Here is a 23,250-nt window from a genome sequence, read left to right on the forward strand (position 1 = left end):
TATTCAATAAGCTCCCCTCCGTCAATTCTCTTGTGGTTTGCGTAATCGCATTGCTGATCCTCATGGGAATACAATTGATACAAGGCTGATTCAGCATCAGCCACGGTTATCTTCCAGTGCCGAAATTTTCGCCAAGCGCCTGAGATGGCGATCTTCACCGGTAAACTTCGCTTTCAGAAAGGCTGTCACAATTTCCTTAGCCAGTTCGATACCCAGCACACGTTCGCCGATACAGAGGATATTCACATCATCATGTTCAACAGCCTGGTGTGCCGAATAGGTGTCATGGCATACTCCTGCCCTGATACCCTTAAACTTATTGGCCGCAATACTGACGCCAACGGAGCTGCCACAGATCAGTATACCCCTCTGCCCCGCCCCGCTCAGCAGTGCCCTGGCCACATTGGCAGCCTGGTCTGGGTAATCAGATGGCTGTTCATCAAAAGCGCCTGTATCCAAAACTTCATAGTCCTGCTGCAACAGCATTTCTATAATAATGCCTTTGTATTTAAACCCTGCATGGTCTGAGCCGATCACTACTTTCATATACTATCTAATCTGTTTTGTATTTTCCAGTTCTTTCACCGTAAATGCACCTTGCCTGCCTTTCAGCTTTTCCCTTACGGCGGTTACCTCTTTCTGCGTTATTTGCCCGGCGTCATTCTGCCAGGACTGCCTGACAAAACTGAGCAGCTGGGCAATATCCGTATCACTGATCTCATCCGAGTGGGCAATACCTGGCATATCTCCCGATACCTCCGGCGTCTGGTACACATGGCCATTGACATTGACAGGCCCCGTCAGACCAAACAACACAATGGAGACGAGTTTGGTTTTGTCACCGGTAACCCACTGGGATTTGTTCAGCGGCGGTGCCAGAGAGGTGACTCCATTACCATCTGCGCCATGGCAGGTCTGACATACCGTACGGAACAACGCAGCGCCCCTGGGATACTGCAGGGCCAGCGCTTCCGGATTGCGGTTCTTTTGTGTATTCCTGAAAGTGGCGATGACTTTCTTCAGTTGCTTATAAATACGTTTTGAAGTATCAGGCACTGAAACAGAGACCAAATCCATAAAGGACTCCTCCCTGTAGGCAAGGTTGCTGATTATGGCGTCGGCTATAAAGCCGTTATCGGGATACCTGCGTGCCAGTGTAAGCAGCAAGGCATTGACAGACTTTTCGTCAAATGGCCTGAGGTCATAGGCAACATAGGCCAGGTAAGGCGCAGTCGACTCATCATTGTCTTCAGCCATTTTTTCAAGCGCATCTCTGTAAGCGGCCGCCGAGGACACGTTAAGCACCGAGGGAATGACCGATAATGCCTGCGCCCTGATGTGGGGATCGGCATGTTTCAGCAGGGCAAGGACTTCGTTGGTCTCCAGAGCCCTGAGACCTTCCAGTACCCAAAGGGCATGAATAACCTGCAATGGATTGGCCAACGGCAGCGACGCACCAGCCAGAATACGCTTCAGCTGAGGTACTGCCAATTTCATTTTTCCGTCGATAAGGGCCTGTTGCGCCATATCCCTGACATATCCGTTTGGATTTCCCAGCAGGACGACCAGCCTGTCTGCATCATCAGGGATCAGCACAGGCTGTACTTTCTTCCCCTTTGGTACGACCTTATAGATCCTTCCGCAGTTGAGTGGCAGCGTCAGGTTCCTTGCCTTGATCTGGCCCGCAAGATAAGGGGTCACGTAAGTCTTATGCTGGATAATGCCACGGTACATATCCACAATATACAATGCACCGTCCGGCCCGTTGCAAAGGCTCACCGGTCTGAACCTTTCATCTGTGCTCGCCAGGAATTCCTTTTTCTTATAGGCTTGCTCACCTTTAACAACATACCCAGACTCCTTAAGTATATTACGCTTGATGAGGTTCCCTGAAGGCTCAGCTACAAAGGCATTGAAATCATAGGAAGGCCCGAATAAAGCCCCGCGGTAGATCAACGGCGAACATGCTGCCGTAAAATTCGCCAGGCGAAGGCTGTCATCCAGCGTTCCCTGCATATACCCCCTGTTTACACCAGGCGTGGGCCGGATCGGATAAGTATGGTTGTCCGCAACAGTACGTTCATAATAACCCGCCACTCCGCGCTGGTTTTTATTGGTTGCCCCAAAGCCAGGACTAAAATAATCGCCCTGGACATTGGAAGAATTATCATTGTAATACAGGCGCCCATAGTTATCCTGGCTGATGCCCCACTGTCCTCTGAAATGTGTATTGTCAATCAGCCATTCACTGCCTTGTTTGCGGTAGCGTTTGGCCGATTTCGCATTATAGATCCAGTTGTCCAATGCCCTTAATAAACCATTTGGCTGGTGCTCCACATTTCCCTCTGTGGCATATTTGGGATCCACGAGGGTTCTTTTTACAGGCTTATCGCCCTTAAGCTCATAAAACCAGAGATTGGGTGGCTCCGCAACCAGAATTCCGTTTTCAATCAGGCAGATGGCTCTGGGGAGGACAAGCGAATCGATCACTGTTTTTCGGGTATCGGCAACACCGTCACCGTTCTTATCCTCAAGGACCACGATCCTGCCATTTGGCTGATCTTCACCGGTGCCCAGCGTATCGGGCATATATCCGTTCATCTCAATGACCCACATCCTGCCCCTGCGGTCGAAGCTCATGGCAACAGGTGTCGTGACCAGTGGCTCGGAGGCGATCAATTGTACATCGAACCCCTCCTCTACCTGCATTTTCGCGATGCTCTGGTCTGCAGGGACCACGGGCGAGCTGTTGAAGTTTGTAGTTTGCATACGCGACGGAGCCGTCTGGCTTCCTGCCTTTTTATAGCTCTGACACTGATACAGGATAAATACAGCTGAGAAGAGTGCTGCATAGTAATAACGTTTCATACCTGGTATTCCGATCTGGTTGTTTGTGCTGAAACAAAGCTAGAAACTAAATCCAATAATCGTACCTGCTTTTCATATCAGTCTTGTTACTACAACCTTGTAGTAAATTTTTTTTTTGATATTTGCCTGATCTGACATCACACACTAGACATGAAACATCTTTTCCTTACCCTTTTACTGGTCGTTGCCTATACATTCAGCAAAGCTCAGGGACTCGAGCCCGGCACTTCGTTACCTAAAGCCGTATTCTATAAGACAGACGGTACCGCATTTTCTACCGAGCAGATACCGTCCGGGAAAAAGGCCCTGCTGATGTTCTTTGATGCCACTTGCGAGCACTGCCAGCGTGTAGGCGCCCATTTTTCCAAAAGGACAAAGGAACTGACGGGTGCCAATATTTACCTGGTTACCCAGGATGAGCCTCAGTCCATTGATTATTACGTCAATAAATTTGCAAAGCCGCTGACAGCCCTTAAAAATGTTACCATACTCCGTGATAAGGACAAGATCTTTGTACCGCTATTCCACCCAAGACAATATCCTGCCCTGTATCTGTTCGGTACAGACAAGAAACTTGTATTCTTTTCCAGTAATGAAAAGGACGCCGGAAAGTTTGTAACGCTGATGAAATAAAGTACCCGGGACGGATCGTCTAGGAAAGCACAAGCCTGCCCGCCCTTTTACCCCTTGCGATCAGCATCCAGGCAAAAGAAGCCCCCACCAGTGCCATTACCGCACCTACGGCAACCGGCCAGGTATAGTCATATCCGGACAGTAAGGGCAATCCCCCGAGAAAGGCACCCAGCGCGTTTCCGATATTGAAACTGGCCTGGCTTACAGAAGCGGCCAGCATTTCAGATCCTTTAGCGGTATTGATCATCAGCATCTGTATTGGCGATGCCGCAGCAAAGGCAACAGCACCGGTGACAAACGTCATCACCAGCGACATGACCTGGCTACCGGAAACATAGTGTACGATCAGCAACACGACCGACATGGTCAGCAGCAGCGACAAGGTTGCCCTGGCAGGTGAAAAACGATCGGCCAGCCTGCCCCCGATAAAATTCCCAACCATCATACCTGCACCGGCCACCACCAGGACATAGGTAATATCCTCAGCCCGGAAACCCGAAACTTCGGTCAGCAACGGCGCAATATAACTATACCAGGCAAACAGACCACCTGTTCCTATTGCAATCATCAGGATCAGTATCCAGGACTCGGTCATTTTGAAGAAACTAAGTTGTTTGCCACTGTCACTTTCTTTAGCGGCCGGCAATGCAGGCATCCAGGCCTTCAGGCTGAGCAGGGTCACCAGACCGACCAGTACAATGATCACAAAAGTATATCTCCAGGAGAAATGATGACCAATATAAGTACCCAGCGGTACGCCAAGAATATTGGCTATGGTCAGTCCCGCAAACATCATCGATACGGATTGAGCCTCTTTGCCTTTGTCGGCAATACGGCTGGCCACCACGGAACCCACTCCAAAAAAGGCGCCATGCGGCAACCCCGCCAGCAGACGCGCAATAAACATCATGGTATAGTTAGGTGAAAAAGCAGACAATGCATTGAACCCGGTAAATAGCAGCATCAGCGCAATCAATATCTTCTTGGGTGGATAACTTCCTGCAATCAGCACCAGTAGTGGTGCCCCGATCACTACACCCAATGCATAAGCAGAGATCAGGTGGCCTGCCTGAGGTATAGAAATTCCCAGGTCTTTGGCAATATCGGGCAATAACCCCATCATTACAAATTCCGTAATACCAATACCCAGTCCCCCAAGTGTCAGCGTGAGCAAACTTTTTTTCATACGCTTAGTTAGTGTATTTTTTACACTAAACAAAAATAGGCAATTTATATGCCAGTAAACAATAAGAAACAGCAAAAATGATGTTCAGTAAACATATTGGTACGGTATATGTTACTAACTTCTGGTACAGGTGCTTATGCATTCATAATGCTACCTGACTTATGAAAAACAAAAAAATAAACAGATGAATTACAGAAAACTAATCAGAAAAGGCATAGCCGAACTTCCCGGTCATTCCGGAGACAAGACTGCAGCAGTAGTCGGCCTGCTGGCAGGCCTGGCTGTAGGCGCAGTATTGGGTGTATTGTTTGCCCCGGACAGTGGCAAAAGAACCAGGGAAAAGATTACTGACAAGGCGCTGGACTTTGCCGATAACGTTAAGGACGGTTATCATTCGATGAAGGATACGTTGAGCAACGGACGTGAAAGCCTGAAAGAGCTTAAAGGTCAGGTTGTGGACAAGGTAAAGCATAAAGCACAGGCTGTATCTGAGGAATTCAGGGAATTCAGAGATGCGGAGCTGAGCAAAGGCAGTCAGGGTGGCGAAGATCCAGGCTATACCGGCGCCTAGGCCCGGGTTTTCGGGTCAGCGGAAAGACTGGCCTGGTGACTGAAGAACATCCTGGTGATCGGGATCAGCAACAGACCACATACCGCGAAAATTACAAAAGATACTCTCAGGCTGAAGGCATGGGCCAGGTATCCGATCATTGGCGGCCCCAGCAGCATTCCTGTGATCGAATACGTGGCGATAATGGAAATTGCCATGCCTGGAGAGTATTTTTTTGATGCACCCGCCAGCGCATAGGACATCGGGATAATGGAGGCCGTGCCGAAACCCACCAGGGAAAAACCAGCCATAGCTGTCCAGAATGTGGGAAAACCTACAGCCATTGTAATTCCCGATACGATACAGATGGCACTCATGATATAGGTCCTGGGCATTCCAAAGCGCCCGATAATGAGATCAGACAAAAACCTGGAAGTAGCCATAAAGGTCATAAATATCAGGTACCCATAGGTAAAGATGTCAGCTTTGATGATCTCCTGAAAATAAATACCACTCCAGTCAAACATCCCGCCCTCACATATTGCACACAGAAAAACCACAATCCCCAGATAAAAAATATAAGGGTCCGGTTTTTTCAGATTGAGCTTGTTACCGGTCTCAGACCGGTCGCCCTTAAGCAGATACCGGTAAGAATAAACGGTAACCAGTACCATCAGCAAGGCAACGGCACCAAAATGAACCTGAAGGTCTACGTTTAATGACAGTAATAATGTGGATAAGGCAATACCCGCTATCCCTCCTATACTCCAAAAACCATGAAATGATCCGATGATCTTGTTATCAAAACGCTTTTGCAGGGTCAATGCCTGGGTATTTACAGAGATGTTGAATACTCTGGTGGTAAAGGCAAACAAGGTAATGGCTACCACCAGGGTGAACGTATTGTGTGCAATACCGATCAGGGCCAGCGAAAGCCCGTTCAGTCCGTATCCTGCACTCAGGGGTACCCTGCTGTTATATTTGGAGACCAGCCAGCCTGAAATGGGTAATCCGATCAGCGAGCCCACAGGCATGGCCAGCAAAATAGTCCCGAGTTCAGCCTCGTTAAAACCAAAGGCGGTCTTGATGGTCGGGATGCGCGACGCCCATGTAGAGAAACTGAAGCCGGAGATAAAGAAGAACAGGCTAAGAAAGAAACGGTGTTTGTTATTAGAGATCATAAACCGGTAAACGAGGCAGCAAATGTACGCATTATGCCTGTGGCTTTCCAAGTTGTTCTGATCCCTTTCCGACCGGTCTCTTTACGGATTTTCTACGGGTTCTCTTCGGTTACAGGCATAGAAAACACACATGGGTTTCATTTTGAACCACATTTAACCTACCTTTGTATAACCACGCAGTACCATTTTCAATGGTACATCTGAAGCGTGGGGGCGCCGACAAACCTGGCACAGCGAAAGGCTGGAAAGATTACCTGTTAAAATTCTTAAAAAATGGCAAGAATGAAAAATGGCGTCTATGGCCCTATCACTGGAAAGCTTTGCGGGACGGTCAGCTATACACGTTTGGGTGTACCGGTGATCCGGTCCGCCTCTCGTCCCCGCAGTAAACCTTCAACCCAAAAACAACTGGCAGTACAGAAAGCCTTTAACCTGGTGAATGAATTTGTCACTGCGGTAAATAGCTTTACCAATGTTGGCTTTAAGCCCAAATCCAGGAAAACACCTGGCCGTACACCGAATAACGAAGCGATGTCCGCCAACCTGAAGGCAATCATAACGGGCGAATACCCTGATCTCAGCATTGACTACGCTAAGGTAAGGCTAAGTGATGGCCAGCTGCCGTTAGGCGAAAACATAACCGTGAGTATGGATTCAGGTATCCTGTACTATACCTGGCAGAACCAACCAACTATAGCTTATCCCCGCTTAACGGACCAGGCTATGCTGCTGGCTTATTTTCCCGAAACAAAGCGTGTAGCCATGATGCCAGGCAGCGCCCGCCGTGCGAACGGACAGGACAGTCTTAACCTGTATCTGGAAATGGGGAACAGGGAAACTTACCTGGAAGCCTATATCGCCTTTATTTCCAATGACAGGGAAGAGGTATCTGACAGCCGCTACCTGGGCAGAATTGAATTGTAACCGCACAAACCGGCAGTTACTGCACCGGATTTGCATTTTCAAAAATTAAGGCTAGCTTTACAAAAACTTTAGGGGTGCCATTGTGCTGAGAAATACCCTTTGAACCTGATGCGGTTAGTACCGCCGAAGGGAAAAGTAGAAGCAAATACTGCTGTCTTTTCTGCCCGTAATGGGTATCCCTACAGTTTTACTGATTTTTTGACCAGGAACCTGCTCCGGCATGTATCAAAAACCACAAGAAATGGAAGTAACTGTAAATCAACAAAAATATCATCTTGAGACTGCCTGCTCGGTAGCCGGAATGCTTGCGGCCGTACTTGGTGAAACGCCAAAGGGCATCGCCGTAGCGGTAAACCAGAACATTGTGCCCAGGACCATTTGGACAGACCATATGCTGAAACAGGGCGACCAGGTGATGCTCATCAAGGCTACCCAGGGCGGCTGATCGTACGATAAGGTAACTAATGATAACCATAGAAAATTTAAGCAGATGAAAACAGAAAAAATCCCCGATGAACAGCTGATCAGCCGGAAGCCCTTCCCGGCTTCACGTAAGATCTATGTGAAAGGACAGATACATGATGTCTCTGTAGCGATGCGTGAGATCAGCCTCGGAGACACCAGGGTACACCATGGTTTCGGGTTAACGGAGCCCAACGCTCCGGTGACTGTTTATGATACCAGCGGACCTTACACTGATCCTGAACTTACTATCGATATCCGCAAAGGACTTCCCCGGCTCCGTGAAAAATGGATAACCGACCGTAAGGATGTGGAACAGCTAGAATGCATCTCTTCAGTATATGGCCGGCAACGGCTGTCGGACGAGAGACTGGAGCAACTGCGTTTTTCATTTACTTCAAGGCCTTACCGGGCAATACATGGCCACAATGTTTCCCAGTTGCACTATGCAAGGAAGGGCATCATCACGCCGGAAATGGAGTATATCGCAATACGTGAAAACCAGAGGTCCGGGTTTCCGGAAGATTCTAAAGGCTACATTACGCCGGAATTTGTGCGGCAGGAAGTGGCCGCAGGCCGTGCGGTGATTCCCTGCAATATTAACCACCCGGAGCTGGAACCCATGATCATCGGACGTAGCTTCCTGGTAAAGGTGAATGCCAATATAGGGAATTCTGCAGTGACCTCTTCCATTGAAGAAGAAGTGGAAAAAGCGGTCTGGGCCTGCAGATGGGGTGCAGATACGATTATGGATCTCTCCACAGGGAAAAATATCCATGAAACGCGGGAATGGATTGTCAGGAATTCACCAGTACCTGTTGGCACTGTACCGATCTATCAGGCCCTGGAAAAAGTAAACGGAAAGGCCGAAGACCTGAGCTGGGAGATCTTCAGGGATACACTGATCGAACAGGCAGAGCAAGGTGTAGATTACTTTACGATTCATGCGGGTGTCTTGCTCAGATATATTCCAATGACAACCAAACGAATAACCGGTATTGTTTCACGCGGAGGTTCAATTATGGCCAAATGGTGCCTGGCACATCACCAGGAAAATTTCCTGTATACACATTTCGAGGAGATCTGCGAGATCATGAAGGCTTATGACGTCTCTTTCTCGCTGGGTGACGGCCTGCGCCCGGGATGCATTGCCGATGCCAACGATGCGGCTCAGTTTGCTGAACTTGAAACACTGGGTGAGCTGACCCGGGTTGCCTGGAAGCATGAGGTGCAGACGATCATAGAAGGTCCCGGCCACGTGCCGATGCACCTGATCAGGGAAAATATGGACAAGCAGCTCGAGCATTGCGGCGGAGCTCCTTTTTACACGCTTGGGCCGCTGACTACAGATATCGCGCCAGGTTATGACCACATTACCTCAGCGATCGGCGCGGCGATGATCGGCTGGTACGGCACGGCCATGCTGTGCTATGTGACCCCTAAAGAGCACCTGGGTCTACCTAATAAAAAGGATGTAAAGGACGGGGTAATCACCTATAAGATAGCTGCCCATGCCGCGGATCTGGCAAAGGGGCATCCGGGTGCCCGGCACCGTGATGACGCCTTGAGTAAGGCGAGGTTTGAGTTCAGATGGGAAGATCAGTTCAATTTATCACTGGACCCGGATACTGCCCGGGAATTCCATGATGAGACTCTACCGGCGGAAGGTGCCAAGATCGCACATTTCTGTTCCATGTGCGGGCCCAATTTCTGCTCCATGAAAATTACGCAGGAAGTTCGTGAATTTGCTGCTCAGCAAGGTCTTGATGAGCAGCAGGCCCTGGAACAGGGCATGTCTGACAAGGCCAGGGAGTTTACAGATAAAGGAAGCGAAATATATTTGTAAGAAGGATAGGCAGCATTAAAATGGAATTGTACGTCATCGCCGGCCCGCAACCTTTGCCAGAAGAATCCAGGCTGATCAATAAACTGTTTGAGGCCGGACTGGAGGTATTTCACCTGCGGAAGCCGGGTATGGGACGGAAAAAATATGCAGCACTCATCGCAGGTATAGATGTCGCCTGGTACGACAGGATCGCACTTCATCAGCATCACGAGCTGGCTGCTGAATTTGGAGTTCGCAGACTGCATTATCCCGAACAGATGAGATCAGAACCGCGTATGCGGGCGTATCCGGATGGAACAATACGAAGTACGTCTGTACATGACCCGGATGTCTTAAATGTGCTTCACGGTTTCAATTATACGTTTTTCGGGCCCGTGTTTGACAGCCTGTCAAAACCTGGCCATAACGCGAGGTACCGACCGGCCCAGCTTACTGCAGCGCTGGATGAATACCGTCAGAAACCAGAAAACACAAAGGTAATTGCCGTCGGAGGCATTGGCCTCTGTAACGCACTGCACATTGCTGAAATGGGCTTCGATGGTTTGGCCTTGCTCGGTGCGGTATGGAGTAAGCCGGAGCAGGCTGTTGAAAATTATAGGATGATAAGAAATCTGATATGGAATGAAGCGGCAACAGACTACAGGTGACCTGAGCCCTTTTGCAAGAGCTCGGCGACGCCCCTGCGTACTCAGTCTGGCAGGCTTCGATCCCAGCGCAGGCGCCGGCGTTCTGGCAGATGTGAAATGCTTTGAGCAGCATCATGTATATGGCTTTGCCATATGTACTGCGATGACGGTTCAGAATGACATGGAATTTCTTTCCTGTGAATGGCGCTCGGCTGCCAGGATCATCGGGGAACTGGAACCATTGATCAGGAAGTTTAACCTGGTTGCGGCTAAAGTCGGTCTGATCAGGGACGAAGAAGTTCTGCTGGAAGTCGTAAGTTATCTGAAAAGCAGCATGCCTGGTATCCGGATCGTCTTTGACCCTGTGCTGAAGGCAAGTGCAGGTTTCAGCTTTCACAACTGGAATGATGGTCTTTCCAGGCTTCGCCGCGTATTGGAAAAGCTCGAACTCATCTGCCCGAATTTTGAGGAAATGACAGTTATGGGAAACAGAGAGACTAAGGCACAGGATACGGCGCGGGATTGGGCACAATATTGTCCGGTACTGTTAAAAGGCGGACATCATCCATCCGAACCTGGAACAGACTACCTCTACTTATCTGGCGGGCAGACCTGTGAAGTCATCGAGCTTCGCCCGGTGCGTGGAAATATTTATGAAAAACACGGCTCCGGCTGTGTGCTTTCTGCCGCTGTGACGGCAAACCTGGCACTGGGGCAGGACCTGCCGACGGCTTGCAGACTGGCAAAATCCTATACGGAAGCTTTTTTAAAAAGTAACGAAACGCTACTGGGATATCACTCATAAAATAGATAATACACAGAAAACCAATAACTATAAATAGTTTTACATGAATAAACAGATGACTATAGGAAGGTTACATTACGTTTCACAGCAATCTGCTTTGTGTACCCACCTCGACGCCATTGACGAGGTACTGGCCTCAGGCGGCAAATGGATCCAGCTTCGGGTAAAGGACCGGCCTGTAGCTGAGGTACTGAAACTCGCACTTGAAAGCCGTAAACGCTGTACACAATATGATGCCACACTGATCATCAATGACGATCCGTATGTTGCAGCTGAGGCCGGGGCTGATGGCGTACACCTTGGATTGGGCGACATGCCTGTTTCTGAGGCCAGGAAGATCCTGGGCCCAGGTGTCATTATCGGGGGGACTGCCAATACTTTCAGTGATATCGCCCGCAGGGTCGCTGATGGCGTGGATTACATCGGCTTAGGTCCCTGCCGCTTTACCACAACCAAGGCCAATTTAAGCCCCGTCCTGGGCCTGGATGGCTACAGACTGCTGATGCAGCAGGTAAAAGAGGCTGGTTTTAAGGTGCCCGTCATTGCCGTTGGAGGGATTCTGGGCACAGATATCCCCCTGCTCAGGGAAGCCGGTTTATATGGTGTAGCGGTTTCAGGTGCACTGACCGGGAAAGCACAGCTCAGAAAAAAAATCAATAAAATGTATATGGAATTAGAACGCTAGCGCACCATGAATATGCTGAAAATCGCAGACAGAGTTTTTAAATCGAGGTTATTTACGGGTACAGGTAAATTTGCCTCGCCGGCGGTCATGGAAGAAGCGCTGCTGGCATCCGGATCAGAACTGGTGACTGTTGCACTCAAACGCATCGATCTGAAAGACCATTCTGACAATATCCTTCTGAATATCAACCGTTCTGAAATTAGTTTATTACCAAATACTTCAGGTGTGCGCAATGCACGGGAAGCAGTGTTTGCAGCGCAAATGGCCAGAGAGGCATTGGAAACCAACTGGATAAAACTGGAGATCCATCCTGACCCAAAATATCTTTTGCCGGATCCGGTGGAAACACTCCGGGCGACGGAGGAACTGGCGGGACTTGGCTTTGTGGTGCTGCCCTATATACATGCCGACCCGGTATTGTGCAAACGCCTGGAAGATGCGGGAACAGCAGCGGTCATGCCACTTGGTGCACCAATCGGTAGCAATAAAGGGCTCAGGACTATTGATTTTCTGGAAATCATCATTAACCAGAGCAAAGTCCCTGTAATTATTGATGCCGGTATCGGCGCCCCTTCCGATGCAGCCAGGGCGATGGAGATCGGCGCCGATGCCGTACTGGTAAATACCGCAATTGCAGTTTCCCCTGATCCCGTAAGAATGGCGGAGGCTTTTAAGACTGCAGTAGAAGCAGGCAGAAAGGCTTATGAAGCAGGCCTTGCGGCTACAGTCCCGTTTGCTGTTGCCAGTAGCCCGCTGACAGCTTTTCTGACAGATTAACTTGATAAAACCCTCAGATACAATTGCTTTTATGTCAACCTTTGCTGATTTATTTAATACTTATTGCTGGGATAAGGTCAGGTCGGATATTTACGCCAGGACTCCGGCTGATGTCGAAAGCGCCTTAACCACCAGGAACCCGACACTGGAAGATTTCAAAGCGCTGATTTCTCCGGCAGCAGCACCTTATCTGGAACAAATGGCCAGCCTGAGCCAGCAACTTACCCTACAGCGATTTGGTAAGACCGTACAACTGTATGCCCCGATGTACCTGTCCAATGAGTGCAGCAACATCTGCACTTATTGCGGATTCAGTTATGACAACAAGCTGAAGAGAAAAACGCTTTCGGCAATTGAAATTATGCAGGAAACCGTCGCATTGAAGCACATGGGTTATGAACACGTTTTGCTGGTAACGGGCGAGGCCAGCCGGACCGTACACACGGAATACTTCAGAAAAGCCCTGGAGCTCGTCCTGCCGCACTTTGCACAGGTATCTATGGAAGTGCAGCCTTTAGAAGAACCGGAATACGCTGACCTCTCGGCTGCCGGCCTGCACGCTGTGCTGGTCTACCAGGAAACTTATCATCAGGAAGATTACCGTAAACATCATCCTAAGGGAAAAAAAAGCAATTTCGGGTACCGGCTGGAGACCCCCGACAGAATAGGAAAAGCAGGAATCCATAAAATCGGTCTTGGTGTGCTGATCGGACTGGAGGACTGGAGAACAGATTCGTTCTTTACTGCACTCCATCTTTCGTACCTGGAGTCGACTTACTGGAGGAGCCGGTACAGCATCTCCTTTCCCAGGCTGAGGCCATTCAGCGGCGGACTCGAACCTAAAGTGATCATGTCTGACCGGGAGCTGCTGCAACTGATCTGCGCATACAGGATATTTAACCGCGAAGTGGAGCTTTCGATTTCCACCCGGGAAGCCAGGCCATTCAGAAACAATGTATTTAAGTTGGGTATCACTTCCATGAGTGCCGGTTCGAAGACAAATCCGGGAGGATATGCCGTAGAACCGTCGTCGCTGGAACAATTTGAGGTTTCCGATGAACGCTCCGCCTTCGAGATCGCAGGCATGATCACTTCGCAGGGGTATGAGCCTGTTTGGAAAGACTGGGATCGTAAACTCGCCTGTTTTTAAAAAAGTGTTAAAAATTTCAGGTATAATTCAAAAAAAACGACAAGATTATCCGCATCACATTTTTTTAACTTTTATTCTAAAAACAGACTATGGATGAAAAATACATTTTGCAGGAGATTCTTGACAACCTGACGAGGCGTGACTTTACAAAGGCGATGAAGTTGCTTCCTGTACTCACGGGGAAGTGCAAAAACACCATTTATGGTTATGCGAAGATCCCGAAAGATTCGAAAACCGAAATCCCTTATGATGTGGGCCATATCCTCGAAGATTTTTTTGGTCTTCCTCCCAGGGGGCTATCCAGGAAAAAAGTGACCTGCAAGCACCTTAAGGAGTTCATATCCGAACCACACCACAGGGTAGGAAAGAAGAGAAGGCCGGAATAGTTCCGGCCTTGATCAAAAGATAAAACCTACAGAAATATAAGGAAGTGTCGCTTCCCGCGAAAAACCTACGGCCGCCTGGATCAGCAGCACCTCTCCGGGAACCACATAGAGTCCCCCACCATAGCCATGATGCCAGCGGGATGATGTCTCTCCGCGTTCCCACACCCTTCCAATATCATTGAATGCGATCATTCCCACAGTTCCGGGCACCAGGTATGAAGCAAAGTTGAACAGTTTAAGCCTCATGTCAATATTGTGATAGGCCATAGTTGTGCCGGTAAACCTGCGGCTGTTAAAGCCTCTCAGGCTGTTTACCCCTCCAATCTGCATGCGCTGGAAAAACGCAGGATTACCCACTACGGTACCTCCGCCCAGCCTGTTCGCAAACACAACACCTGAATTGGCGGGCTTCAGGTAAAACCGGAACTCGGTAGTTACCGCGCCATATTTATCTGCCGTTTTGTCGAGCCGGTGCTGCCCGATAAGACTGGTCTTCCAGTAAATTCCGTTTGAAGGAATGGCCACATTGTCTCTGGAGTCGTAAATCATATCTGCGGTAAAGCCTCCATAGTATTTGTCTTCAAAGATTCCCTGTTCGGGATGGAGCGCGTTGTAGTCATTAAAAAAACGTTCTTCGTTAGCGGATGACCTACTGGTATACCATGAAGCCAGTATACCCGCCTGAACTTTCAGATTTCTGCCCAGATCCCGGCTTAGTTTTATTTCTGCGTTCAGATAATCGTAGTGGTTGCGGTAATATTTAATGCCATCTTCCCTGTCTTGAGTGCTTTCTTCCTGATCCACATCCAGAAACTTAGTATCATTGCCGATACCAAAAAAATTGCTCTGGTTATTTGGCCCCAGCAAGTGGCCATGGATGATCAGATCGTTTTTTCCGACCGCATGTTTGAACTCACTCTTATAATCCAGGATGAACGATTGTCTTCCTGTAGTATAATTGGTCCAGAATTCATGTCTGGCACCAAATGGCCGCTTCCTGAAGCCCTGCGTTTCAACAATATAACCTAGTCCGATCTGGAACCCCTGGTCAATATTATAGTTCAGGCTGAATAAAGGTCCCGATCTGTCATACAGGAAGCTGTTTTTATCGAACTGGTTCACAAGCGTATCGTTTTCAAGACGGAATCTCGCCAGAGACCGGGATGGCAGTCTGTTATTTTCTTCCCGGAGGTCGTAAATGAATGGTTTATTGCGAACATCGCCGCCAACCTCGAAGTTATCCGCACCACTCCCGCCGATCAGGCGCACCCGGATCGGTGAATTTTCCTTTCCGGTTACCGAAAAGACATCTTCCCCGCCCATTCCATAAAGCCTGACTTCACGGGTAATATTGGGTTGAAACGTTCGCTCATAGACTTTTCGTCCTTGTTTACCTTCTTTATTGATGTTATGCACGGTGACTTTTACCGTACCGCTTTCCTGGTTACTAATCTCAACATATTCTTTCTTATCTGAGGCGGGAACATCTACATGGATAGATAAAAACCGGTAATAATGCAGGGCCAGTGAATCCAGCTTGTCCCTTCGGGAGTTCATGAACCGGATCAGTTCCTCGCCTCCGAGCCTGAAGATCGTATCGGGCATTTTTCTGAATGCACTATCGATTACCGCTCTGGTCAGCCTGGATTTCACGAAACTGACCTGCTCCTTCCAGTCCTGTTCATCCAGTTCATTCAGGAAATAGCGGTCAAAGTAACGTTCATTAAAGTTCCAGTGATCTACGTCCCGGATGGTCCCGCTATAAGGCTGCAGATGTGATTTGAGCCACTGGTGATTGAGTATCCAGGGGAATACACCCGAGGTCCGGTAAAATACTTTATCGCGGTCGCGGGGAATCGGCAGATAAGAAGTCTCGCCCTTTTCCTTGACCGGTAACCATCGCCAGTTATCTTCATGACGGTCCCAGTCGCCCAACAGGAAATCCAGCAGCCTCGCCCTTAAAGTCAGCTTCTGATTGGCCCTGGTATCGTTGTCCTGCTGTATTTTCCGCTGAACTTTAGCGGTATTGTCCGTCTCCTCGTCAAAAGGTGACCTGGGCTCGAGGAGGTACACAGCATTGGCAAAATCTTTACGGTAGTCACCCAGTGCAGGATCATCACCGACATAAACAAGTTCTGGGGCAGCATGCGCAAGCCCGAGCGCGCTGGCCAGCGGTGGCACGACCAGCGCTGCAAAGGGATGATTGGTGGATACCTGGTCCTGGACAATGTCTTTTGCGATGGTAGGCCGCAGGTTTTCAGGTAGTCCGCGTTCAGGATATTTCTGCACGGTCCTCAATGCCCATTCTTTTCCTGAAGCATCTTCCAACCGTAGTGAGCGGGTCTGCATGCCGCCGCCCAGTTTTACAATCCTGAAGCCGCCACGTTCCTTGCCGAGGTCTATCTTCCTGATCTTTACCGGTGTAGCCCAAACTCTGCGGTATCCCTCTCCCAGCCAGAACCTGTGCAAAGCGCTTACCTTGTCATATTCAGGCCCCATAGCTACCGTTATGGAATCACTTGTGACCTGTGAATGGGTGGAAAGGCTTACACTGGTCAGGAGGCTGAATAAAAATAATGACAGGTAAGGCAGGCTTTTCAAATGCATATCAATTTGCTGATCTTTTATAGCTTACCCCGACCCTCAGCGCCTTCAAACCTTCCACACCCTGCAATTCTTCCAGTTCCAGGTGTTCAAGATCGTTGTTGAGCAAGCCCTGGCGCTGCAGTTTCCTGATGTACCCAAGATATTCCTGGGCTTCTGAAGAGTTGAAATAGACAATAGCAATTTTTCCGGGCTGTGTCAGCCGCTCATCAGTATCACGGATATGGGCCTTGTCGATACGTTTCTTCACCATCTGATAGCGTATATTGTAACTTCCTTCCACATCAAACCGCTGCTCATCAATCCTGAAGCTAACATCAATCGGCTTGTCGTAGATAAAGATCAGCTGTGTAGTTTCCAGGGGAAGGGAAAAATAAGGCCCCAGATTATTAGTCGTCTGCGCTATTTCCGCGAGGACCCTGAGTTGTTTGAGTCTGAAGGTACTGATCAGCTCTGGTGTAAATGGTTTACCTGGCGCTATGGACTGGCCCAGATAAATATCAAATTCGACGCCGTCGGTCCTGAACTTTTCAAAGTAATTGGGATAAACTGCCTGCAGCTCGGTGTTGAAATCATCCAGGTGCCTGGTGACCGCCAGATTGATCATTTGCATGCTTTTCTCATAACGTTCCCGGTTTTCATATACCTTGCTGTCTGCCCCGGTCTGCCTGAAATAAGTTTCAATAACTGCGGAAAGTTCCGGATGCTTCTCTTTCAGCAGATTTAGTTCTGCAGGGACCTGCCGCTGAAGATAATCTTCCGTTTTTAATATTTCCCGGTCTGAGAGTTCATCCAGGCTCTTAAATTTCCAGATGGTGTCTTTTTTGGGAATATCATCTTCATTACAAAGTAAAGCCATATTTCCGACTTGCCGGATCGTCTGTTCAAGTATCTCAAAATGAGCGTATAAGTCACGTCGGATCGCTGCGTTCCGCTGAACACTCGAATTCCTGATATCCACAGCGCCATACAGCGGGAATACATTCCGGAAGTAAATCGGCTCTACAGGAAGATTGCGTTCCCAGGCACCTGACTGCAGGTAGTTGTAGGCTGCTTCATTGAACCGCCACTGAATGGCAGGTTGAAGCGCGGTAAACTTATCGGTAATGATATCCTGTATCCTGTTATTAAAATCTATAATGATATTCTGGAACAATTGTGCCAGTAAGGGAAAGGCGCTTTCAATCTTCGTTAAGGTATTGCCATTGAATACGCTGTTGTCCCGCGTATAAAACTCAAGGCATCCGACGAGTTTGGCGTTATAATACAATGGAAATAGCGCGTAAGATCTGATCCCTGTTCCGCTCAGCAACCTGAGCAGTTGGTAACCGGATTGCTCCTCCTCAGTGATCTCGGGAAAAATGAGTGTCCTTGGGTTCCGGAGGTAGTCTTCGATCAGGCTTTTATACTCAATATCGTCGATACCCTTGTCCCTGGCCAGTTGGATGACGATGCTCCTGAAACCTGACTGCTCGTCAATCATCAGCTTCTTGTTTACCTTAATGTAAGGCAACATTCCAAATTCGGCGTGCTCTGTACCGACAAGCGTCTTTAATGCCGCTGCAATATCCTTACTGTGTTCACCTCTCTGCGATTCATTGTGCTGAATGATGATATCTTTTACAGTCTCTAAGGCATATTCTGCAGTCACATCGGTAAGTGTGATGATCGCGATGCCCTCAATGGTAAAAATCCCGGGCGGGATCAGCTTAGTCAGTATCTTGAGTGTATTCCGCTCATCTTTGATGTAGTCCCTAACATCTTTCAGGTCATATTCCGGGAGGCTTGCGCTTGCGGTAATATCCATGAACCGGGTATCCACATCCAGGCGGTAATACCGGAGCAGATGCGTTTCCGGATCTGTTATAGAATGGATGGTAAACTGATTACTGTTAAGCGAAAAGCCATAAAACCGTTCCATAATGATATTATAGAAAGCGGAAAGCATGTTTCGTTCCATGTCCTTTTTGGGCGGCAGGGTAAGGTCTGGCCTCAGGCTACACATGGACTGTCCCATAAATACGCTGTAAAATGCGTCCGTTCCATAATGAAAAACCCCGCTCAATGGTGTACCGATGGCCCAGTACTGCTGGGTTTCATCATTAATGATCGGCGAAAGCGAGGTATGGATCAGTTCAAAAAGCTGCGTGTATTTGGGTGCGTCTTCAGGTGCTACAGGATTTCTGAGTTCGGGATACTGATTAAACTGCTGAAGAATATATCTGTAAAAATTCACCTTACCAGTCTGCTCTGTTTCTGCCTTTCTCTCGACATATTCAATGAATGGCCGCAGGGAAAGCCTGATTTCTGCGCCTGTTGGATGCACTCCGGGATTGTTTGCCTTATTCAGATCTAGCGTTATGGCTTGCATGGGCGTAAATAAAAACAGCTTCAAAGGTACTATGTGATTTCACATAACCGGTAAGATAAACGTAATTATTTATAAGCGAACTTAAGTATGTTTCCGTCTGTGATCTCATCCCCTTCATTCGAAATGTAAAGGTTATTGTCCTTGTCGAAGGCGATGCCTTCAGGCTGGTTGAAAGTCGACGCATTCAACTGGTGTGCTTCCTTTATTCTCCAGGAAGCATCTGTCACGACCAGCAGTTTATTCATAGACGACAGAATATACCATTCGCCTGTCCTGGGGTTTTTAGTGAGTGCCGACGGGTGAAAGCCGGTTTTCAGCTTTTTCTCCAGCTGATCAAGGGCTATACTGAAACTACCTTCGAAGGTCAGCGTATCGGCTCCCTGGTCATAGGCAAGCCTGTAACCTGTTAACAGCTGTTTTTTTTTGTCAGAGGCACAGCTCTTGCAGAGTATATACAATTTTTTTTCTCCGGCATCTGCATAAAGGCTTTCGTATTCAGCTTTGGGGACGAGTCGCTTGTATTCTTTTACAAGATCTGTTTTCTTTCTGGTGGTTTCACTAAAGGGAAACGAATAGACCGTTCCGCTGCTTTTAAGGACAAAAACCTGCTCGAAAGCAATGGCCAGATCTTCATAGTCACCGGACGGTGCAAATTTGATATTCTTTTGCTTCTTTACACCCCAGGCCTGTCTGAACAAACGGCCGTCTTCATCCTGGATGCTGTAAACGGTATCGGCGTTCATATTGCGAAAGGCAATGCCCGAGATCTCCAGTAAGCTGGACGGCATTTTGAATTTATCCGGCATTTTTAGATTATAGCCCTCGGGGCTGGTGTATTTTCCTTTTGGCAGCTTGCAGCTGAAAAAAGGAAAGGTCAAGATCAAGATGAAATAGCTGAACCTGTTCATGTTGCTGAAGGCAGCGCATGCTGCTGTTTTAAATACTGATAAATTGCTTCCTGCGCCGTATTGTCGTACTGCATCTCCAGCAGTTGGAGGATGGCCAGCCGGAGCTGATTGTCATACACGGGAAAACACACTTCTATCCTGTTGTAAATATTTCTGTTCATCCAGTCTGCCGATCCCATCCACACTTCTTCCTTTCCGCAATTGTGAAAAGCAAAGATACGGCCATGTTCCAGATAACGGCCTACAATACGGATTACTGTAATGTTCTCGCTGAGACCGGCCACTCCGGGCAACAGGCAGCAGATGCCCCGCACGATCAGCCTTATCCTGACCCCTGCCTGGGAGGCGGCATAAAGCTTGGCGATCAGGGACTGCTCTTCGAGGTTATTTAATTTGATGGTAATGCCGGAACTTTTTCCTGACATGGCATGGTTTATTTCCCGTTGTATGAGGTTGAGGAATGCTTCCTGCAGGTTAAACCGGGATATCAGCAAGTGCCGGAAAGACAGGGTATCGTCAGCCGTATATTTCCCTGCGGCAAGAAAATTAAACAACTGCTCCAGTTCTGACAGCAAAAGACTGTTTGCGGTCAGTAATATATGGTCTGTATAGAAACGGGCCGTGTTTTCATTCAGATTTCCAGTAGCCAGTAAACCCAGTGACTGAACGGACGCTCCGCTCTTTCTTTTTACCAGTGCGATTTTTGCGTGTACTTTAAGATGAATATTGCTGTAAATGATCTTAACTCCCGCAGCCTTCATTTTTTTGGCCCATTTAAGGTTATTGGCCTCGTCAAACCTGGCCTTCAGTTCCACCATTGCCCATACGTCCTTGCCGTTCCTCGCCGCAGTTTCCAGCGCTGTCACAATCTGCGAATTGGATGCGACGCGGTACAATGTGACATAGACAGCAGTGACCTCGGGATCATTTGCAGCCTCATTAAAGAACCGCAATACCGGCTCATAGGTTTCGTAAGGTACATTGATGAGGATATCCTTTTCTTTTATGCAACTGAACAGTGTATCCCTTTCTTTGACGGATATGGCCTGCACAGGCGGCCAGGGCTGATATTGATGTGGTGCGCCCTCTAGTGGAAAGCTGCTTAAATCCCGCAGGTTATGGTAACGCCCCCCGGCAATGAGTGAAGCCTCTCCAAGTTTCAGCGCGTAAACTACACTGTAAAGCGACCGCAAAGACATGTCGGGTTCATACAGTAATCTTGTAGCGAAGCCAAGGTCACGGGTTTCCAGACGCCGTTCCAGCACCGTTGCAATGTCTTCACCGGGAATCTCCTCCAGGTCAAGCTGGGCATCCCTTGTGATCTTAAGGTTATAAGCACCCTTTACCAGGTATCCGGGAAACAAGCGGTCCAGACAGTGTTTAATGATATCCTCAAGAAATAATATATATTCAGTATCAGACGTCCGGAACTTGTAGAAACGAGGGATCTTGTCGGAAGGCACATTGACCAGAAAAGCAAACTCCCCGCCCTGCTTGCTTTCCAGCAGTACCATCTGATAAAGTTTGTTGTTCTCGGCAAAGAATTTGCTGATACCGTCATCTACAGGAACCGGATTAAGGTAGGCCATGACTGTACCAAAGAAAAGCTCCGTGACCGGGGCTGAAATTACAGGTGGAACAGGTTGTCCGTAGCACCAGCGGATACGCTGATTCTCAAGCAAAGGAATCAGTTGCTTGGTAATGATCCTGCCATAAAACTCCTGCTGTGCTTCGATCTCCTTTCTGGCAGCCGTGTCACCCGAGGCCATAAGTAATGGCATCCTTACCCGGTAAAATTCATCCAGGTTTGAAGAATAAATGGCCAGGAACCTGATACGTTCCATCAGTGGAACCTCATCATTTGCAGCTTCAGTCAGTACCCGCAGGTTAAAACTAAGCCAGCTCAGGTCCCTGTTGGCGAATATAGGGTCTTTCATGCGCTATATAGCTACAAGGGCAGCCGCAATGATAAATGCCAGTACTGCGGCGACAATGCCGAACATAAATACATTATAAGCAATGCGCAGTAAGCGGTATTTCCGTCCCAGTACTACACCCTGAGCATATACGTCCCTGATCAGGCTGCCATATAAAAATTCTCTGTCTGCCATCATCTTGAGCATACCCTCTTCATAATCTGGCAATGTCATCCGGTAAAAATTACCAAAAAACAACAGATTTACCTTTTTTGCCCTGATGTCTTCGGGGGTGAAAATACCTGTCGGTATGGAAGGCCTGGTAGCCAGGATGGAAAATACCATAGTTACTACGCAGATGATCAGTAATAATAAGGTGGGAATGATCAGGTGAGGATTATCTTCCAGCTTGCGAAGCAGCAGGCTAAGGATAACGGATAAGATGATAGAGTTGGTAGAGATCATGATATGCGCTTTATTGTCTGCCATATCGCTAAGCCGCTGATGGTTTGCGGAAGTGATTCTGAACATGGTTTCGATTCCCCGGTCCGGCCTGTCGTTTTTGTTCTTTTTACCTCTTTTACTGCCTTCATGGACCACAGGGTTGAGCCCCTGAGGTTGGATGCTGTTTTCCTTCACTGGTGCCTCTCGGGTTGTATTGTTTGTTTCAAACGATTTGGCTTCCAGTTCAGCGAGGTTAAGGGCTTTCTTTCCGTCCAGGAGTTCCCGGCAGTAGGCCGTGTGAAATTGATGGGATTTAAGCAGCTGAATAGTCTTATTGCGCCATTCGACCTTATCTATCTTATGGTGACAAAACGCTTCTGCTTCTTTGCGCATCAGCCGGTTACGCTCCTTAAATGCATCACTGCCGAGATGAAAGAGATCTGCATCGCAAACGATCTGCTGCAGGAGACCCTCAGGATGCTGAGGCATCATGGTCGCGCGGATACAGCCTGAAACTTCATCTGCTATATCCTGTTCAACACCGTTTTCCCTAAGGAAGTCTTCTGCAAGTGCAGTTCCCTTTAACTCATGATGGGCACAATCATAAAAATAGCCGATGTCATGAAACCAGCTTGCTGCTACAACGATAAAGAAATCCCGGTCTGATAAACGGTAATGATTGGAAATCCTGATCGCATTTTCTACTACCTGCTGTGTATGGTCAAGATTGTGATAAATGAACCTGCTGTCCTGATGTGTACGAAATAAGTGCGATACGTGGCCGCGTAGCTGATCTAATAATTCCCGGTACTGCATGTGTTTCTATTTTTATCGTTTATAAAGATCGCGCTTCCTTGTCAGAAACAAGGATAAGATTTTAATGTCTAAAAATATTTAAAAAAAACCTGAAACTTCCACTATGGCGAGT

General features: G+C 48.2%; 20 protein-coding genes and 1 riboswitch. Of the genes, 11 read left to right on the top strand and 9 right to left on the bottom strand.

All coding sequences use genetic code 11. The annotated features are described in order from the left end of the window. Positions 1-96: 96 nt before the first annotated feature. Together rpiB and P2W84_RS10935 are read right to left on the bottom strand one after the other, a co-directional pair. Positions 97-546, bottom strand: a complete 450-nt coding sequence (rpiB, locus tag P2W84_RS10930; protein ID WP_276090174.1) for a ribose 5-phosphate isomerase B — start codon at positions 544-546, stop codon at positions 97-99. A gap of 3 nt (positions 547-549) precedes the next feature. After that, a complete protein-coding gene (locus P2W84_RS10935; protein ID WP_276090175.1) occupies positions 550-2,868 on the bottom strand; it encodes a c-type cytochrome in 2,319 nt (772 codons plus the stop codon). 150 nt (positions 2,869-3,018) lie between these two features. On the opposite strand from P2W84_RS10935, the gene P2W84_RS10940 reads away from it, so the two are divergent. After that, the gene (locus P2W84_RS10940; RefSeq protein WP_276090176.1) at positions 3,019-3,501 is read left to right on the top strand and encodes a redoxin domain-containing protein; all 483 of its coding nucleotides are present in this window, start codon (positions 3,019-3,021) and stop codon (positions 3,499-3,501) included. Positions 3,502-3,520: 19 nt separating this feature from the next. Here P2W84_RS10940 and P2W84_RS10945 read toward each other — a convergent pair whose 3' ends face one another. Continuing rightward, on the bottom strand, positions 3,521-4,687 hold the full coding sequence (locus tag P2W84_RS10945; protein ID WP_276090177.1) for an MFS transporter: 1,167 nt from the start codon (positions 4,685-4,687) through the stop codon (positions 3,521-3,523). A 184-nt stretch (positions 4,688-4,871) separates the two neighbouring features. Between P2W84_RS10945 and P2W84_RS10950 the strand changes: the two genes are divergently transcribed. Then, complete coding sequence (locus tag P2W84_RS10950) at positions 4,872-5,258, top strand: YtxH domain-containing protein (RefSeq protein WP_276090178.1); 387 nt, start codon at positions 4,872-4,874, stop codon at positions 5,256-5,258. Here the strand turns inward: P2W84_RS10950 and P2W84_RS10955 are convergent. Next, entirely contained in the window at positions 5,255-6,418 is a 1,164-nt protein-coding gene (locus P2W84_RS10955) for an MFS transporter (protein WP_276090179.1), read from the bottom strand. The two genes, P2W84_RS10950 and P2W84_RS10955, sit on opposite strands and share 4 nt — an antisense overlap. A 273-nt stretch (positions 6,419-6,691) precedes the next feature. On the opposite strand from P2W84_RS10955, the gene P2W84_RS10960 reads away from it, so the two are divergent. The 9 genes from P2W84_RS10960 (at position 6,692) to P2W84_RS11000 (ending at position 14,079) form a co-directional block, all read left to right on the top strand. After that, positions 6,692-7,342 carry a DUF6266 family protein gene (locus P2W84_RS10960; protein ID WP_276090180.1) on the top strand — a complete coding sequence of 217 codons (651 nt, stop codon included), beginning with the start codon at positions 6,692-6,694 and terminating at the stop codon, positions 7,340-7,342. A 60-nt stretch (positions 7,343-7,402) separates the two neighbouring features. Further along, positions 7,403-7,491, top strand: a riboswitch (TPP riboswitch). A gap of 92 nt (positions 7,492-7,583) precedes the next feature. Further along, entirely contained in the window at positions 7,584-7,787 is a 204-nt protein-coding gene (thiS, locus tag P2W84_RS10965) for a sulfur carrier protein ThiS (RefSeq protein ID WP_276090181.1), read from the top strand. A 45-nt stretch (positions 7,788-7,832) separates the two neighbouring features. Next, positions 7,833-9,650, top strand: coding sequence for a phosphomethylpyrimidine synthase ThiC (gene thiC / locus P2W84_RS10970; RefSeq protein ID WP_276090182.1), 1,818 nt, complete (start codon positions 7,833-7,835; stop codon positions 9,648-9,650). 20 nt (positions 9,651-9,670) lie between these two features. Continuing rightward, positions 9,671-10,297, top strand: a complete 627-nt coding sequence (locus P2W84_RS10975) for a thiamine phosphate synthase (protein ID WP_276090183.1) — start codon at positions 9,671-9,673, stop codon at positions 10,295-10,297. Continuing rightward, complete coding sequence (locus P2W84_RS10980; RefSeq protein ID WP_276090184.1) at positions 10,272-11,081, top strand: hydroxymethylpyrimidine/phosphomethylpyrimidine kinase; 810 nt, start codon at positions 10,272-10,274, stop codon at positions 11,079-11,081. The genes P2W84_RS10975 and P2W84_RS10980 overlap by 26 nt, the downstream gene beginning before the upstream one ends. Before the next feature lie 43 nt (positions 11,082-11,124). After that, the gene (locus P2W84_RS10985) at positions 11,125-11,766 is read left to right on the top strand and encodes a thiamine phosphate synthase (protein WP_276090185.1); all 642 of its coding nucleotides are present in this window, start codon (positions 11,125-11,127) and stop codon (positions 11,764-11,766) included. Between the two features lie 12 nt (positions 11,767-11,778). Beyond that, positions 11,779-12,543: a thiazole synthase gene (locus P2W84_RS10990; protein ID WP_276090693.1), complete on the top strand. Its 765-nt coding sequence runs from the start codon at positions 11,779-11,781 to the stop codon at positions 12,541-12,543. A 31-nt stretch (positions 12,544-12,574) separates the two neighbouring features. Next, a complete protein-coding gene (thiH, locus tag P2W84_RS10995) occupies positions 12,575-13,693 on the top strand; it encodes a 2-iminoacetate synthase ThiH (protein WP_276090186.1) in 1,119 nt (372 codons plus the stop codon). An 89-nt stretch (positions 13,694-13,782) separates the two neighbouring features. Continuing rightward, complete coding sequence (locus P2W84_RS11000) at positions 13,783-14,079, top strand: hypothetical protein (RefSeq protein ID WP_276090187.1); 297 nt, start codon at positions 13,783-13,785, stop codon at positions 14,077-14,079. A 12-nt stretch (positions 14,080-14,091) separates the two neighbouring features. On the opposite strand, the gene P2W84_RS11005 is transcribed toward P2W84_RS11000, so the two are convergent. The 5 genes from P2W84_RS11005 to P2W84_RS11025 form a co-directional block, all read right to left on the bottom strand. After that, complete coding sequence (locus P2W84_RS11005) at positions 14,092-16,686, bottom strand: BamA/TamA family outer membrane protein (protein WP_276090188.1); 2,595 nt, start codon at positions 16,684-16,686, stop codon at positions 14,092-14,094. A gap of 1 nt (position 16,687) precedes the next feature. Further along, positions 16,688-19,054: a GAF domain-containing protein gene (locus tag P2W84_RS11010; RefSeq protein WP_276090189.1), complete on the bottom strand. Its 2,367-nt coding sequence runs from the start codon at positions 19,052-19,054 to the stop codon at positions 16,688-16,690. 65 nt (positions 19,055-19,119) lie between these two features. Beyond that, positions 19,120-19,860, bottom strand: a complete 741-nt coding sequence (locus tag P2W84_RS11015; protein ID WP_276090190.1) for an SdiA-regulated domain-containing protein — start codon at positions 19,858-19,860, stop codon at positions 19,120-19,122. Positions 19,861-19,958: 98 nt separating this feature from the next. Continuing rightward, entirely contained in the window at positions 19,959-21,899 is a 1,941-nt protein-coding gene (ppk1, locus tag P2W84_RS11020; RefSeq protein WP_276090191.1) for a polyphosphate kinase 1, read from the bottom strand. A 3-nt stretch (positions 21,900-21,902) separates the two neighbouring features. After that, positions 21,903-23,138: a Pycsar system effector family protein gene (locus P2W84_RS11025; RefSeq protein ID WP_276090192.1), complete on the bottom strand. Its 1,236-nt coding sequence runs from the start codon at positions 23,136-23,138 to the stop codon at positions 21,903-21,905. Positions 23,139-23,250: the final 112 nt, after the last annotated feature.

This window comes from Pedobacter sp. JY14-1 (assembly GCF_029269825.1).
Classification (GTDB): Bacteria; Bacteroidota; Bacteroidia; order Sphingobacteriales; family Sphingobacteriaceae; genus Pedobacter.

What these genes read in the sequence shown, in the direction of transcription:
- ppk1 (WP_276090191.1), bottom strand. Translation starts at nt 21,899, where the DNA reads ATGAAAGACCCTATATTCGCCAACAGGGACCTGAGCTGGCTTAGTTTT.
- P2W84_RS11025 (WP_276090192.1), bottom strand. Translation starts at nt 23,138, where the DNA reads ATGCAGTACCGGGAATTATTAGATCAGCTACGCGGCCACGTATCGCAC.
- P2W84_RS11010 (WP_276090189.1), bottom strand. Translation starts at nt 19,054, where the DNA reads ATGCAAGCCATAACGCTAGATCTGAATAAGGCAAACAATCCCGGAGTG.
- thiC (WP_276090182.1), top strand. Translation starts at nt 7,833, where the DNA reads ATGAAAACAGAAAAAATCCCCGATGAACAGCTGATCAGCCGGAAGCCC.
- P2W84_RS10950 (WP_276090178.1), top strand. Translation starts at nt 4,872, where the DNA reads ATGAATTACAGAAAACTAATCAGAAAAGGCATAGCCGAACTTCCCGGT.
- thiH (WP_276090186.1), top strand. Translation starts at nt 12,575, where the DNA reads ATGTCAACCTTTGCTGATTTATTTAATACTTATTGCTGGGATAAGGTC.
- P2W84_RS10945 (WP_276090177.1), bottom strand. Translation starts at nt 4,687, where the DNA reads ATGAAAAAAAGTTTGCTCACGCTGACACTTGGGGGACTGGGTATTGGT.
- P2W84_RS11000 (WP_276090187.1), top strand. Translation starts at nt 13,783, where the DNA reads ATGGATGAAAAATACATTTTGCAGGAGATTCTTGACAACCTGACGAGG.
- P2W84_RS10990 (WP_276090693.1), top strand. Translation starts at nt 11,779, where the DNA reads ATGCTGAAAATCGCAGACAGAGTTTTTAAATCGAGGTTATTTACGGGT.
- P2W84_RS10975 (WP_276090183.1), top strand. Translation starts at nt 9,671, where the DNA reads ATGGAATTGTACGTCATCGCCGGCCCGCAACCTTTGCCAGAAGAATCC.
- P2W84_RS10985 (WP_276090185.1), top strand. Translation starts at nt 11,125, where the DNA reads ATGAATAAACAGATGACTATAGGAAGGTTACATTACGTTTCACAGCAA.
- P2W84_RS10960 (WP_276090180.1), top strand. Translation starts at nt 6,692, where the DNA reads ATGGCAAGAATGAAAAATGGCGTCTATGGCCCTATCACTGGAAAGCTT.
- P2W84_RS10935 (WP_276090175.1), bottom strand. Translation starts at nt 2,868, where the DNA reads ATGAAACGTTATTACTATGCAGCACTCTTCTCAGCTGTATTTATCCTG.
- P2W84_RS11005 (WP_276090188.1), bottom strand. Translation starts at nt 16,686, where the DNA reads ATGCATTTGAAAAGCCTGCCTTACCTGTCATTATTTTTATTCAGCCTC.
- P2W84_RS11015 (WP_276090190.1), bottom strand. Translation starts at nt 19,860, where the DNA reads ATGCCGGATAAATTCAAAATGCCGTCCAGCTTACTGGAGATCTCGGGC.
- P2W84_RS10955 (WP_276090179.1), bottom strand. Translation starts at nt 6,418, where the DNA reads ATGATCTCTAATAACAAACACCGTTTCTTTCTTAGCCTGTTCTTCTTT.
- P2W84_RS10980 (WP_276090184.1), top strand. Translation starts at nt 10,272, where the DNA reads ATGAAGCGGCAACAGACTACAGGTGACCTGAGCCCTTTTGCAAGAGCT.
- P2W84_RS10940 (WP_276090176.1), top strand. Translation starts at nt 3,019, where the DNA reads ATGAAACATCTTTTCCTTACCCTTTTACTGGTCGTTGCCTATACATTC.
- thiS (WP_276090181.1), top strand. Translation starts at nt 7,584, where the DNA reads ATGGAAGTAACTGTAAATCAACAAAAATATCATCTTGAGACTGCCTGC.
- rpiB (WP_276090174.1), bottom strand. Translation starts at nt 546, where the DNA reads ATGAAAGTAGTGATCGGCTCAGACCATGCAGGGTTTAAATACAAAGGC.